General features: G+C 69.3%; 12 protein-coding genes. 4 read left to right on the forward strand and 8 right to left on the reverse strand.

Going from position 1 to position 13,670, the window contains the following annotated elements; genetic code table 11:
* Nucleotides 1-100 precede the first annotated feature (100 nt).
* Nucleotides 101-514: a hypothetical protein gene (locus ASG74_RS11745; RefSeq protein WP_056143590.1), complete on the reverse strand. Its 414-nt coding sequence runs from the start codon at nt 512-514 to the stop codon at nt 101-103.
* 109 nt (nt 515-623) lie between these two features.
* Here ASG74_RS11745 and aroC point away from each other — a divergent pair, with 109 nt between their 5' ends.
* From aroC to aroB, 3 genes are read left to right on the forward strand one after another with little or no spacing between them, the layout of a single operon-like run.
* The gene (aroC, locus tag ASG74_RS11750) at nt 624-1,847 is read left to right on the forward strand and encodes a chorismate synthase (RefSeq protein ID WP_056143593.1); all 1,224 of its coding nucleotides are present in this window, start codon (nt 624-626) and stop codon (nt 1,845-1,847) included.
* Nucleotides 1,841-2,368, forward strand: coding sequence for a shikimate kinase (locus ASG74_RS11755; protein ID WP_056143595.1), 528 nt, complete (start codon nt 1,841-1,843; stop codon nt 2,366-2,368). The genes aroC and ASG74_RS11755 overlap by 7 nt, the downstream gene beginning before the upstream one ends.
* Nucleotides 2,365-3,429, forward strand: coding sequence for a 3-dehydroquinate synthase (gene aroB, locus ASG74_RS11760; protein WP_056143597.1), 1,065 nt, complete (start codon nt 2,365-2,367; stop codon nt 3,427-3,429). Before ASG74_RS11755 ends, aroB begins: the two co-directional genes overlap by 4 nt.
* A gap of 33 nt (nt 3,430-3,462) precedes the next feature.
* Here the strand turns inward: aroB and ASG74_RS11765 are convergent, their stop codons facing one another.
* From ASG74_RS11765 to ASG74_RS11790, 6 genes are all read right to left on the reverse strand, one after another.
* Nucleotides 3,463-4,200 carry a DUF72 domain-containing protein gene (locus ASG74_RS11765; protein WP_235498927.1) on the reverse strand — a complete coding sequence of 246 codons (738 nt, stop codon included), beginning with the start codon at nt 4,198-4,200 and terminating at the stop codon, nt 3,463-3,465.
* 14 nt (nt 4,201-4,214) lie between these two features.
* On the reverse strand, nt 4,215-4,739 hold the full coding sequence (locus ASG74_RS11770; protein ID WP_056143600.1) for a hypothetical protein: 525 nt from the start codon (nt 4,737-4,739) through the stop codon (nt 4,215-4,217).
* On the reverse strand, nt 4,736-7,201 hold the full coding sequence (locus ASG74_RS11775) for a molybdopterin oxidoreductase family protein (RefSeq protein WP_056143601.1): 2,466 nt from the start codon (nt 7,199-7,201) through the stop codon (nt 4,736-4,738). The genes ASG74_RS11770 and ASG74_RS11775 overlap by 4 nt, the downstream gene beginning before the upstream one ends.
* 75 nt (nt 7,202-7,276) lie before the next feature.
* Nucleotides 7,277-8,209, reverse strand: coding sequence for a carbohydrate ABC transporter permease (locus ASG74_RS11780; RefSeq protein ID WP_082569712.1), 933 nt, complete (start codon nt 8,207-8,209; stop codon nt 7,277-7,279).
* On the reverse strand, nt 8,206-9,126 hold the full coding sequence (locus tag ASG74_RS11785) for a carbohydrate ABC transporter permease (protein WP_056143604.1): 921 nt from the start codon (nt 9,124-9,126) through the stop codon (nt 8,206-8,208). Before ASG74_RS11785 ends, ASG74_RS11780 begins: the two co-directional genes overlap by 4 nt.
* Nucleotides 9,123-10,463 carry an extracellular solute-binding protein gene (locus ASG74_RS11790; protein ID WP_056143606.1) on the reverse strand — a complete coding sequence of 447 codons (1,341 nt, stop codon included), beginning with the start codon at nt 10,461-10,463 and terminating at the stop codon, nt 9,123-9,125. The genes ASG74_RS11785 and ASG74_RS11790 overlap by 4 nt, the downstream gene beginning before the upstream one ends.
* A 280-nt stretch (nt 10,464-10,743) precedes the next feature.
* Here ASG74_RS11790 and ASG74_RS11795 point away from each other — a divergent pair, with 280 nt between their 5' ends.
* Entirely contained in the window at nt 10,744-11,985 is a 1,242-nt protein-coding gene (locus tag ASG74_RS11795; RefSeq protein ID WP_056143608.1) for a threonine/serine ThrE exporter family protein, read from the forward strand.
* Nucleotides 11,986-12,076: 91 nt separating this feature from the next.
* On the opposite strand, the gene ASG74_RS11800 is transcribed toward ASG74_RS11795, so the two are convergent.
* Nucleotides 12,077-13,657, reverse strand: a complete 1,581-nt coding sequence (locus ASG74_RS11800) for an FMN-binding glutamate synthase family protein (RefSeq protein WP_056143612.1) — start codon at nt 13,655-13,657, stop codon at nt 12,077-12,079.
* Nucleotides 13,658-13,670 lie beyond the last annotated feature (13 nt).

The raw sequence follows: 13,670 nt of genomic DNA on the forward strand, positions 1-13,670 counted from the left end.
CACCAAGTACTCCGCCACCATCGACGCCTTCTCCACCGACGACCAGTTCCGCCGCATTCCAACCTCCCAAGTGACTCACACTCAGGTTGACAGGAAGGGTTCATTCTTGAATAGGCCGTACGTGGCACTGTGCCTCAGTACTGCTGGATGGCTCTCTGGGAGTGAGCCCGAACATCTCGGGCAGGTGCGACGCACGGCCCTCTGCCTCCAGGGCCTGGGCGACCGTGCTAACCGGCCGGGACCAGGGCCACACGTGCATTGCCATGATTGTCAGGGGCACGGCGGCGCCGACCGCGTAGGTCAGGAGTCCGCCCTCAAGGGCACAGGGAACGACGAGCGACCCGATGGCGATGGCCTCGATCAGAGCGAGGTGGAGCATCATGGAGCTCTGCCAGCGCTGCTGCACCCGTGTCTCGGCCTCTGCGTCGCTCATCGTCGAGTCGAGTGCCGGAACTCGGTAGCCAATGGCTTCGACGATGAGGTGGACGACACCCCCGGCGAGCTGCGCGAGCACCAGCCACGCCGGGGAGACCAGCGACGCTTCGTGTGGTGTGGACGCTCGCCACGCGCCCATTGTCTGAGCACCACACGGGCACTGCGACTCACCGTGGGAGGATCTGGCCATGCTTCGTTGGTTGACCGCAGGTGAGTCGCACGGCCCTGCCCTCCTGGCCACGATCGACGGCCTTCCAGCCGGCGTCGAGGTGACTCGCGCGGATGTCGCCGAGGCACTGGCCCGTCGCCGGTTGGGCTATGGGCGAGGCGCTCGGATGAAGTTCGAGCAGGATGAGGTCGAGTTCCTCGGCGGCGTCCGGCACGGGCTGACGATGGGGTCGCCCGTCGCGATCCGCATCGGCAACACGGAGTGGCCCAAGTGGCAGACCGTCATGTCGGCCGACCCCGTCTCGGACGAGGCCTACGCCGCGTCCAACGACGTCAACGCCGACAAGGAGATCGCCCGCAACCGACCGCTGACTCGCCCCCGTCCGGGGCACGCGGACCTCGTCGGGATGCAGAAGTACGGCTTCGACGATGCGCGCCCGGTGCTCGAACGCGCCTCCGCCCGCGAGACCGCCGCCCGGGTGGCGCTCGGTGAGGTCGCCTCGCGCTTCCTCGAGCAGGCCTACGGGATCCGGCTGGTGTCGCACACCGTGTCGATGGGCGGGGCCGGTGTCGCCGACGACGCGCCGTTGCCGACCCCCGACCAGGTCGCCGAGATCGACGCCAACCCGGTCCGGACCCTCGATGCGGACGGCGCGGCCGCGATGGTGGCCGAGGTCGAGGCCGCCAAGAAGGACGGCGACACCCTCGGCGGGGTCGTCGAGGTCGTCGCCTACGGACTGCCGCCTGGCCTGGGCTCGCACGTGCACTGGGACCGTCGCCTGGACGCGCGGCTCGCCGGAGCCCTCATGGGCATCCAGGCCATCAAGGGGGTCGAGGTCGGGGACGGCTTCCGCACGGCAGCCCGCCGGGGGTCGGCGGCGCACGACGAGATGGAGCGCGACGACTCGGGCACCATCCGACGCCGGACCGGACGCGCCGGCGGCACCGAGGGCGGCATGTCCAACGGCGACGTGCTGCGCGTGCGCGCCGCGATGAAGCCCATCTCCACCGTCCCGCGTGCCCTCGACACCATTGACACGACGGGTGAGGCGGAGGCCAAGGCCATCCACCAGCGCTCGGACGTGACCGCCGTGCCCGCAGCCGGGGTCGTCGCCGAGGCCATGGTCGCCCTCGTCCTGGCCGAGGCCTGCCTGGAGAAGTTCGGCGGCGACTCGGTCGAGGAGACGCGACGCAACCACGCGGCATACCTTGCCGCCATCCCCGGGACGATGCGCTCATGGTGACCACGGAGCAGGCGCGCCCGGCCGTCGTCCTCGTCGGCCCGCCCGGGGCAGGCAAGACGACCATCGGGCAGGCCCTCGCCGCGGCGCTGGGGGTGGACTTCCACGACACCGACACGGCGATCGAGGCAGACCAGGGGTGCTCGATCTCGGACATCTTCGTCCTCCAGGGGGAGCCGGCCTTCCGCGCCCTCGAGCGGGCCGAGGTGGCTCGTGCCCTCAGTGCCGAACGTGGCGTCGTCGCCCTCGGCGGCGGCGCCCCGATGGATCCCGAGACCCGGGGAGTCCTCGAGGACCACGTCGTCGTGTTCCTCGACGTCGCCATCGCGGACTCAGCCAAGCGCGTGGGCTTCGACGGGAGCCGGCCGCTGCTCGCCATCAACCCACGCGCCTCCTGGACCAAGCTCATGAACGAACGCCGGCCGACCTACGAGTCCGTCGCGACGCACCGCGTCGACACGGCGGGGCGCGCCGTCGCCGACATCGTCGAGGAGATCGTCGGACGCCTGCAGGCTTCCCGATGAGCGTGGTCTCCGTCGGTGGCGACTACGACGTCGTCATCGAGGCTGGGTGCTCGTCACGGGTCGCCGGCCTCGTCGGTGAGGGCGTGCAGCGTGCGCTCGTCGTCCATCCCGAGTCGATGCGCGCCCTGGGAGAGCAGGTCGCAACCTCCCTGCGGGACAGGGACATCGAGGCGTATGCCGTGTGCGTTCCTGACGCCGAGAACGCCAAGACCGCGGCCGTCGCGGCCGACCTGTGGGCCCTGCTCGGCCAGCACGGCTTCACCCGCACCGATGTCGTCGTCGGGGTCGGGGGAGGGACCGTGACCGACCTCGCGGGCTTCGTCGCCGCCACCTGGCTGCGCGGGGTCCCGGTGATCCAGGTGCCCACCACGCTGCTCGGCATGGTCGACGCTGCCGTTGGCGGCAAGACCGGCATCAACACCGCCGAGGGCAAGAACCTCGTTGGCTCGTTCCACCCGCCGCGCGCCGTACTGTGCGATGTCGACGTGCTGGCGACCCTGCCGCGGGCGGACTATGTCGCCGGCATGGCCGAGATCGTCAAGGCCGGCTTCATCGTCGACCCCGTCATCCTCGACCTCGTCGCGGCGGACCCCGAGGCAGCCACCCGACCCGATGGCCCGCACACCCTCGAGCTCATCGAGCGCGCGATCGTCGTCAAGGCCGACGTGGTGAGCCAGGACCTCAAGGAGTCCTCGCTGCGCGAGATCCTCAACTACGGGCACACGTTCGCCCACGCCATCGAGCACGTGGAGCACTACCAGCGCCGCCACGGTGAGGCGGTCGCGATCGGCATGGTCTTCGCAGCCGAGCTGGCCTGTGCGGCAGGCATACTCGCACGCGAAGGCGTCGACCTCCACCGATCCGTGTTGCAGTCCGTGGGCCTTCCCACGTCCTACGAGCCCGGCCGGTGGCAGGAGCTCGAGACGGCGATGCGCCGCGACAAGAAGACCCGCGGCTCGCTGCTGCGCTTCGTCGTCCTCGAGGACCTCGCCCGACCCGTGCGGCTGGAAGGCCCCACGGACGAGCAGCTGCACACGGCATACGTCGCAGTGAGCCGCTGAACCACCGGGTGCTCCGTCAAGCGGCCAGACGGGTCAACGACCTCGGCGCGCGCTCTCTGCGGGGGTGAGCAGGGCCTGGAACCGCTCCGCGTCACCGGTGCGCGGCAGGTTGTTGAACATGACGTAGGGCGAGGGCCGGTCGGCGACGAGGTCGCGCAGCCTGCGCAGCTCGACATCCGTGTGCACGTGCCGCGACCCCGAGGTGCCGTGCAGCCGGTAGTAGGTCCGGTCGGGGGTCACCGTCTCGGCATGCATGGGGTCGACGACGTGGACGAGGTCCAGCTCCGCACACAGGTTCCCGACCAGCTGCGTGGGCCAGTCACCACGTGGCTCCCACAGCAGCCTCCCGGTGGGACGCTCCACCTGTGTCAGGAAGCTGCGCAGCCGGGCCACGTTCTCGCCCGTGGGGCGAAAGCTCCTCGGGCACTGCAGCAGCACCGCCGTGGCGTGCAGGATGCGCGCGCACTCGAGGGTGCGCTGCCAGGCCGCGAGGACGGGCGGTGTCGTGCGGAACCCTCCCACCTGTCCCATGGCGTCCTGCGGCAGGGGACGCTTGAGGCGCCGGTAGGTGGGACTGCTGGACTCGTGGGTGACGACCTGCCAGGCCTTCATCGTGAACTCGAACCCGGCCGGTACCTGGGTCCTCCAGCGCAAGAGCACGGCGTCCGACGGTGGGTCGTAGAAGGTGTGCTGCACCTCGAGCACCGGGAAGCGGCGCACATAGGCGGCTTGGGCGACCGTCCAGCCGCACAGCCCGACGCGCACGTCCACGTGGCGCTCCGTCCTCAGCCGGTGACCATGATCTGGGCAGCAGTCTCCTTGACCTGGGCGTTGGCCCACCGCATCTGTCGCAGCGTCTGCGGATGGCAGTCCTCCGCCAGCTCGAGCAGCTCGACGTCGCGCATCGCCTGGGCCGTCTGCGCGAGAACCTCCCAGTCCAGGGACACGCCAGCCGCGACGCGGTGCAGGTGCCGCAGATCTGCGAGGAGCAGAAGGCCCGGCTCGTGGAACCGACCGGTGAGCTCGGAGGTCTTCTGCTTGAGCCGGGACAGCAGCGCCGTCTCGTCCTCGGGTTCCGGGTCGAGCTCGAGGTCGTGGTCGCGACCGATCTCGGCCAGCCGGCGGACATGCTCCTGCGACCAGCGCGCGACGTCGCGGGCAACGTAGAAGATCTCGTGGTTGGCCTTCTGCTGGTCCGAGAGGTTGAGCAGTGCACCGGCCAGGTCGTTCTCGCTCCGGTGCAGCTCCTCGATGGCCATGCCGATCCTGGTCCCGCGCGAGGGCCGCCGGGGCGCGCTCGAGCCGCTCATCGTGCCACCTCCTCTGTCTGGATCTGCTCTTCGGCCAGCGCAGCGTCGCCGCCTGTGGTCGGGGGCACGCTGGCAGGGTCGACCGGCCTCGATGCGGTGGTGGTCGGCGCCGGCGCCGCACGTCCCTGCGAGGCCTCCACGCGGGTCGCCGCTGCAGCAGCGGTCTTGAAGATGGGCTGCTTCGACGCGGGGTCCCAGTCCGTGAGGGTGAGCTCGTTGGCGGCGCGTCCCGAGTCCGTGGGGTGGTCGCCGCCGCTGGTGTCCCAGTAGCCGTAGTGGAAGGGCAGGAAGAGCGACCCCTCTCGAATCCCACTGATCCGCAGCCGGGCCGTGACCTCGCCGCGTGGCGTCGTCACGCGCAGGACGTCGCCCTCCTGCCAGCCGTGCTCCGCCGCGTCGACGGCCGAGGCCTCGACCCAGACGTCCGGGGCAGCGGCCTGCAGCTGCGGCGCCCGGCCTGTCTTGGTCCGGGTGTGGAAGTGGTAGAGCGTGCGCCCGGTGATGAGCTGGAACGGGTAGTCCTCTGAGGGCAGCTCGTGGGGAGGAAGGTACTCGGCGGCCTTGAGCACCGCCTTGCCCTGCGGGTTCAGCGCCTTGTACTCGGTGGGTGACACCGGTGCACCGGTGACGAGGTCGCGGCCATAGCTCTCGCAGTACTCCGGGTCCGACCAGAACTTCCCGTCGACGTAGATGCGTTCGGTGCCGTCCGGGTGCTCGTCGTTGCAGGGCCACTGGATGCCGCTGCCGCCCCGCAGCTTGTCGTAGGTGATGCCGGTGTAGTCGCAGGGCCGGCCACGGCTGCACTCCTTCCATCCCTCGAAGGCCTGCTCGGGCGTCGTCCACTTGACCAGTGGCTCGCCGTCCTTGTCGCGCAGGTCGAGCCTGCGGGCGTAGTCCACGAAGATGTCGAGGTCGCTGCGTGCCTCCCCGGGTGGGTCGACAGCCTTCTCCGAGAGGTGGACCGTGCGGTCGACGTTGGTGAACGTGCCGGTCTTCTCGCCCCACGTCGCGGCGGGCAGAACGACGTCGGCGAGCTGGGCGGTCTCGGACAGGAAGATGTCCTGGACCACGAGGAAGAGTCGGTCCTGGGAGAGGATGCTGCGCATCCTCGCCAGCTCCGGCATGGACACCGCCGGGTTGGTCGCGCTCACGTAGAGGAAGCGCACGGAGCCGTCCTCGACATAACGCATGATCTGCATCGCGTGCGTGGGGGCGGTGTAGTGCGGGATGTCCATCGGGTCGATGTTCCACACCTTGGCGAGGTCCTTGACGTGGGAGTCGTTGGACCAGTTGCGGAAGCCGGCGAGGTCACCGTCAGCGCCGGCCTCGCGGGTGTTCTGGGCAGTCGGCTGGCCGTTCATCTGCAGGACCCCGCACCCGGGCTTCCCGAGCATGCCGCGCACGATGTGGATGTTGTTGACCTGGACGGCGGCCGCTGTGGCCTGGTGCGACTGGTAGAAGCCCTGGAGCACGGTGGACATCAGCCGCTCGGAGGTGCCGATCAGCCGGGCCGCTTCACGCAGCTGCTCTGCCGGGACGCCGCAGACCTCGGCCGCCCGTTCGGTGGAGTAGTCCTTGAGCATCTTCTCGAGCTCGTCGAAGCCGACGGCATGGGCGTCGATGTAGTCGTGGTCCACCCAGTCCTGCTCCAGGATCTCGTGCAGGAGCGCGTTCATGAGCATCACGTTGGTGCCCGGTCGAGGTGCCAGGTGGATCGTGGCCGAGTCCGCGACGGGCGTCTGCCGTGGGTCGACACAGATGACCTTCGGCGGGTTCGGTCCCGAGAGGCGGTCCAGGATGCGGCTCCACAGCACGGTCTGGGTCTCGGCCATGTTGTGGCCGTAGAGGCAGATGACGTCGGCGTGGTCGATGTCGGTGTAGGAGCCGGGCTGGCCGTCGGAGGCGAACGACTCCTTCAACGCCGCGGCGGCCGTCGCCGTGCACAGGCGCGTGTTGCCGTCGACGTGGCTGGTGCCGATGCCGCCGTGCGCGATGAGGCCCAGGGTGTAGTACTCCTCCAGGAACAGCTGGCCGGTGGTGTAGAACGCGATCGAGCTGGGTCCGCGCTCTGCCAGGAGCTCCTTGGTGCGGTTGGCGACGGCCGACATGGCGGTCTCCCAGTCGGTCTCCACCAGTTCTCCGTTGCGACGGATGAGGGGCTTGGTGAGCCGGTCCGGGGAGGAGTTCGCCTGCCAGCCGTAGAGGTCCTTGGGCCCGAGTCGTCCGTGGTTGACCCGGTCCACTGCCCGGCCCCGGACACCGACGATCTGCTCGTCCTTGACGGCGATGTCGAGGCCGTCGCCGTTGGAGTGCAGGATCGTCGCCGACTGCACCCACCGGTCGACGTCCTGCGGCGTCAGCCCGTCGGCGAGGAAGGAGTCGACGCGCACGGGCCACTCCTCCCCGGGTCCGTACGGCGTACGCGTGCCCCAGGGCTCGGCGATCCGGTCTGTTCGTCCCATGCCATCCGCTCCTTGTCCATTGCCGTACCGGTTGCGATTGCTGTGGTGGGCCCGCCAGATGGGGCCCGTGAGTGCTCAGCCCTGCTTCGCCGTCGTGGCGATGCCGTCGAGGATGTAGCGCTGGGCGAAGGCGAAGACCAGGACCATGGGCAGGGTCGCGAGGAGGGTCGCCGCCATCGCGATCTCCCAGTGGTACTCGCCGCTGAGCGCATAGCCGTCGACGATCTGCTTGAGGCCCCGGGGCATCGTGAAGTAGTCCGGCGTCTGCAGGTAGATCAGTGGCTTCATGAGGTCCGACCAGCTCGCCTTGAGCTCGAAGACGAAGACGATGATCAGCGCCGGCCGGCACAGCGGCAGCGCGATCCGCCAGAACATGCGCAGGTAGCCGCACCCGTCGACGCGCGCGGCCTCGAACAGCTCCCGGGGGATGCCGAGGAAGAACTGCCTCAGCAGGAAGATGTAGAACGCGGTCCCGAAGAGGTTCGGCGCCCAGAGGGGGATCTGGGTGTCGACGAAACCGAGCTTGTTCCAGATGAGGTAGACGGGGACCATCGTCACCGCGCCGGGCAGCATCATCGTCGACAGGACCAGCCCGAAGAGCACGTTCTTGCCACGGAACCTGAAGTAGGCGAAGCCGAACGCGACGAGGGCGCTCGAGAGGGTGACGGCGGTGGCCGCCATGAGGCCGACCGTCGTCGAGTTGAACAGCCAGCGCAGGACCGGCCCGGCGTTCCACACCTCCACGAAGTTCGACCACTGCACCTGCCTGGGGATGAGCCGGTTGTCGAAGACCTGGGACTTCGGCTTGAGCGAGGCCGAGACGAGCCAGACGAGCGGGTAGACGAACATGGCCGTCGCCGCGAGCAGGATGAGCAGGTAGGCCGCCTGGGTGAGGCGCTCGCCGATGCTCGGTCGGCGGCCCGGGGACTCCTGGGGTTGGGCCGGGCGCAGGTCGGTTGCCGGTGGTGGGCCCGCCGGTACCGGCGGGGTCGTGACGTCGGTGCTCATGCCCTGTCCCCCTCGTAGTAGACCCAGCGGTTGCCGAGCTTGAGCTGGATGGCCGTGATGATCATGATGATTCCGAAGAGCAGCCAGGCCATGGCCGACGCGAAGCCCATGTCGAAGAACTCGAAGGCGTTCTGGAACAGGTAGACCATGTAGACGAGGGACTCCTCGGACGCAGAGCTGGACTGCTGGGGCCCGTAGAACATCGTGTAGGCCTGGTCGAACATCTGCAGGGCCGCGATCGTGTTGGTGATGACGGCGAAGAAGACCGCACCGGAGATCATCGGCAGGGTCACGTTGGTGAAGCGCCGCCAGGGTCCGGCTCCGTCGAGCAGGGCCGCTTCCTGCAGCTGTCGGGGGACGTTGGCCAGGGCTGCCAGCAGGATGACGACGGTGCCACCCATCGACCACAGGCTGACGACGGCCAGCGAGGGTTTGAGCCAAGCCGGGTCGGTGGTCCAGTTCGGGCCGGTGATGCCGAACCAGCCGAGCACCGTGTTGACCAGCCCGGTCTGGCCGTTGAGGAGGAGCAGGAACAGCGCTCCAGCAGCCACGGCGGGCGTCATCTCAGGCAGGTAGAACGCGGTGCGGAAGAACCCGGCCGCTCGTCCGACCCGAGCCAGGAGCATCGCCAGCGCCAGCGCCACGACGGTGCCCAGCGGCACGAACATCAGGGCGTAGACGAACGTGTTGGTGAGTGACTTGGCGACGCGGGGGTCCTCGACGAGCCGGGCGTAGTTTGCCGTGCCCACTCCGTGGGTCTCACCGACGAGCGAGTAGTCGGTGAACGACAGCACCAGACTCGCGACCATGGGGCCGGCGGTGAAGATCACGAAGCCGAGGATCCATGGGCTGATGAACAGCCATCCGGCCCGGTTCTCGCCGGCCGCGCCACCCCCGCCCCTGCGGGCGCGGCTCACTTCTTGGCCTTGTCAAAGGCTGCCTGGGCCTCCTTCTGGGCCTGGTCGAGCGCTGCCTGGGCTGACTGTCCACCCAGGGCCCGCCCCACGGCCGCCTTCCAGGCTGCGTCGATCTGTGCGCCGGCAGCCGATGCAGGCATCGCCTTCGCCGTGTCGAGGGTGTCGTAGAAGGCCTGGATGGCCTGCTCGAAGCCCGGCTTCGGCGCCGGCTCCTTGTAGGTCTCGCGGATCTTCTCGTCAGCCACCTTGTTGGCGGTGAAGAGCCCGGTGAAGAAGCTCTTGTCCGCCTTGGTCTTCGCGATGCGGGCTTCGGCGGCCTTCATCCACGTGTCCGTCGCCGTCATCTCGGCGGCCCAGGCGCAGGCAGCCGTCGGGTTCTTGGCGCCCTTGGGGATGGCCCAGGCCGAACCGCCCAGGGTGCTCACCGGGTTGCCCTGCCGGTCGGTGATCGGCTGCGCCGCGAGCTGCAAGCCGGCAGGGATCGAGTCGCGCAGCACGTTGACGTACCAGTTCTCCATCGGGAAGGCGGTGATCGTGCCCGTGGTCAGCGGGTTCTTGTCGCCGAAGATGTCGAAGGAGTCGCGGAAGGCCTTGAAGCTCGTCCAGCCGCCCTGGGCCTCGACCAGCGTGATCGCGTAGTCCAGCGCCTCGACCGCCTTGGGGTCGTTGAGGTTCGGGGCGCCACCGTCCTTGACGATCTGCGCGCCGTTGATCAATGCCCACAGGGGGAACGAGTCGGGGAGCTTGGGGTCGAAGCCGACCCGCTTGATCTTCGAGCCGTTGCTCTCGTAGAGCGAGGTGGCGGTGGACTTGAGGGCGGGCCAGTCCTTGGTCTGGATCTTCGAGGGATCGATCCCCTTGGACTTCAGCGTCTTGGCGTCGATGAGGTTGACCTGGACGACGTAGAACTCCGGGATGCCGTAGAGCTTGCCGTCGAGGGTGAGCGAGTTGATCGCCGCCTCCCGGTAGGCGCTCGTGTCGACCTTGCGTGCCTTGACGCAGTCGGTGAGCGGCACGACGGCACCCTGGGCGGCATACGTCCCGATGATGGCCCGGTCGACGTAGACGAGGTCGGGTGGGTTCCCCGCAGCGAGAGCGGTGAGGAACTGCTGGGCGTCGAACTCGCCCTTGGGGTGCGAGACCTTCACCGACGGGTGGGCCTTGGTGAAGGCGTCGACGCGAGCCTGCGCCACCTCGTCCTCGCCGCCGAAGCCCATGATGGTCAGGTTGCCGCTCGGGTCGCCGGCGAAGCTGTTGCCGCCGTCGCCTCCGGACGAGCCGCTGCCGGAGGCCTCCTCACCCTTGCCTCCGACGCCGGCGCAGCCGCTGAGTGCCACCGCGGCGCTCAGTCCAGCCGCAGTGAGAGCGATCCTGGTTCGGTTCCGCGTGGTCCCCATAGCACAGTCTCCTCACCGCCACCACCCTGATGGCCTCCCTTCGCACCATAGCGGTGATGCGAGCAGAAGTGGAGAAACGATCAGTGCAGGTCAGGGCATTTTTTTGGTGCGTCTGAGACGTTTAACGACGACGCTTCGGGGTAGCGCCGCCCGGGCGCGGCGCTGTCGCCCTGACCATCGGCCGCAGGCCCCGCACCACCCGTGAGAGCATCCTGAGACTGTGAGCCCACTCCCTGCCACCCCTGACGACGCGGCCGAGATCCGGGCCCTGCTGGCCCATCTCGGCACCTCGCTGATCGCGGCCGGTCAGCCGGCCCACGAGATCGAGGAGGAGCTGGCCGAGGTGGCCGTTCGCCTCGGCTACCCCGAGGCCGAGTCAGCCGTCGGACCCACCGGACTGTTCGTCACCCTGACCGACGGCGGCCCCACGACGCATCGCTCCGCACCTCCTGGCCTGCGCCTGCACCAGTCGGCGAGCGTGCGCCGTATCCGTCACCAGCTGGCGCGCGGTGAGCTCGCAGCCGACGACGCCCGGGAACAGCTTGCGGTCGTCGCCCAGCGTCCGGTCGGGAACCCGCAGTGGCTCATCGCCCTGGCGTGGCCCGTGCTGGCCGCGGGCATCTCCCTCATCCTGCAACCGGGATGGGCCAACGTCGCAGCGGCCGTGGTGGGTGCTGGCGTCGTCCACGCCCTGGTGAGGCTGGCCGAGCACCACGAGGTGGTGAAGACCCTGCTCCCGACCCTGGCTGCCTTCCTGGTCTCCCTGGTCGTCTTCGGCGCAGCCAACGCCGGGCTCCTGGAGGGTCCGCTGCGCACCGTGCTGCCGCCGCTGGCCGTCCTCCTCCCGGGCGCCCTCGTCGTCAACGGCCTGTCCGAGCTCGCGGCCGGGCACATGCAGGCGGGGTCGGCCCGGCTCAGCTACGGACTGGTGCAGCTCGGGCTCTTCGCCCTGGGGCTGCTCATGGCCACGACCCTGCTGCGTGTCCCGTCCGCCCTGCTCGCCAACCTCCGGGTCGACGAGATCGGGTGGGCCGCAGCGCCGGTGGGCCTGCTCCTGATCGGGTTGTCCATCGGGCTGATGGAAGGGGTTCCGCTGGCCATGCAGGGCTGGGTGCTGCTCGTGCTGTCGCTGGCCTTCGGCGCGCAGGTCGCCGGACAACAGCTCGGCTCCATCGGACTCGGTGGCTTCCTGGGAGCGATCTCGGCGAGCCTCGGGGCCAGCGTCGTGGAGCTGCGGCGACCCGAGCTCGCCCGCCTCGTCCTCTTCCTGCCCGCCTTCTGGCTCCTCGTCCCGGGAAGCCTGGGGCTGGTGGGCGTCACCGAGCTGGCAGCGGGCCACGAGTCGGGCACCGAGATGGCACTGGGCGTCCTCGGCGTCGCCATCGCGATCTCGCTGGGACTGCTCGTGGGATCGTCGCTCGGACGCTCCCTGCGCGGGCGTCTTGCCGCGACCCACGTCTAGTCGTGGCGCGAAGCCCCGCGGCCGGGCTGAGAAGGTGGCCTCGGGCGGCCTGACACAGAAATGGTGACCCGCCCGCCGTGGGCACGTCGGGTCAGTCGGTGGCGGTGGCGGACTCAGGTGCCTCCGTGTCGTGGTCACGCTCGGGCCACATGATCGAGGTGATCTCACGCTCGAGCTCTGGGCCGAGCGCGCCCCAGCCGGGCTGGTAGCCGTAGACCTCGCGAAGCGGCACCCCGCTGCGGTTGCCGTCGAGGATCTCGATGGAGTCGGCGTCGATGAGCCCGGGGTGCGCGACACCGCAGGCCTCCGAGACCTTGAGCAGGTCACGGCGCAGGGTCTGGATGTAGTTCGCGAGCCGCACGGACTTCAGGGCGGGGTCGAGGCCGTGGGCCAGCCACGTGTCCTGGGTTGCGACGCCCGTCGGGCAGCGGTCGGTGTGGCACTTCTGGGCCTGGATGCAGCCCAGCGCGAGCATCGACTCACGGGCCACGTTGACCATGTCCGCCCCGAGGGCGAACGCGACGAGGGCGTTGTCCGGCAGGCCGAGCTTGCCACTGCCGATGAAGGCCACGTCGTCGGTGAGACCGGCGCGCGCAAATGTCGAGTAGACCCGGGCGAACCCCACCCGGAAGGGCAGCGCGACGGTGTCGGTGAACACGAGCGGAGCCGCGCCGGTCCCGCCCTCGCCGCCGTCGACCGTGATGAAGTCGACGCCGCGGGTTCGCCCGGACATCTGCTCGGCCAGCTGGTCCCAGAAGTCCTGCTCGCCGACGGCCGACTTGATGCCGACCGGCAGTCCGGTCTCGTCGGCGATGCGCTCGACCCAGTCGAGCATCGAGTCGACGCTGTCGAACTCGGCGTGCCGTGACGGGCTGGCACAGTCCACACCCATCGGTATTCCGCGAATCCGGCTGATCTCCGGCGTGATCTTCGCGGCGGGGAGCAGTCCGCCGAGCCCTGGCTTGGCGCCCTGGCTGAGCTTGACCTCGATCGCCTTGACCGGCGCGCTCTGGACGAGGTCCTTGAGGCGGGCGAGGTCGAACCGGCCCTGCTCGTCACGGCACCCGAAGTAGGCCGTGCCGACCTGGAAGATGAGGTCGCCACCGTTGCGGTGGTGCTCGGACAGCCCGCCCTCGCCCGTGTTGTGCAGGGCCCCGGCCAGCGCGACCCCCCGGTTGAGCGCCTCGATCGCGTTGCCCGACAGCGAGCCGAAGCTCATGGCCGAGACGTTGACGACGGAGGTCGGGCGGAAGGCGTGGGTGCGGCCCCGAGGACCACCCAGGACCTTGGCCGCAGGCAGCTCGATCTTCTCGTCGTGGTGCCCGTGCGCCACGGCCGTCGACGGGGCCGACACCGAGAAGGTGCGGTGCTTGACGATGGGGTAGTTGTGCAGGTGCTCGACGTCGTTGTCGGTGCCGAAGCCCGTGTAGTTGTTCTCGTTCTTGCTGCTGGCATAGACCCACGACCGCTGGTCCCGCGAGAACGGCCGGTCCTCGTCGTTGCTCGTGATGATGTACTGCCGCAGCTCGGGGCCGATCTTCTCGAGCGTGAAACGCAGGTGCGCGATGACGGGGAAGTTGCGTGTCAGCGAGTGCTTCTTCTGGGTGAGGTCGCGCACCGCGACACCGGCCAGCCCGGCCACGGTGGCACCAAGGATCGACTTCGCTCTCATGCCACGCAGTCTG

The sequence above is a fragment of the Knoellia sp. Soil729 genome, assembly GCF_001427985.1.
Lineage (GTDB): Bacteria > Actinomycetota > Actinomycetes > Actinomycetales > Dermatophilaceae > Knoellia.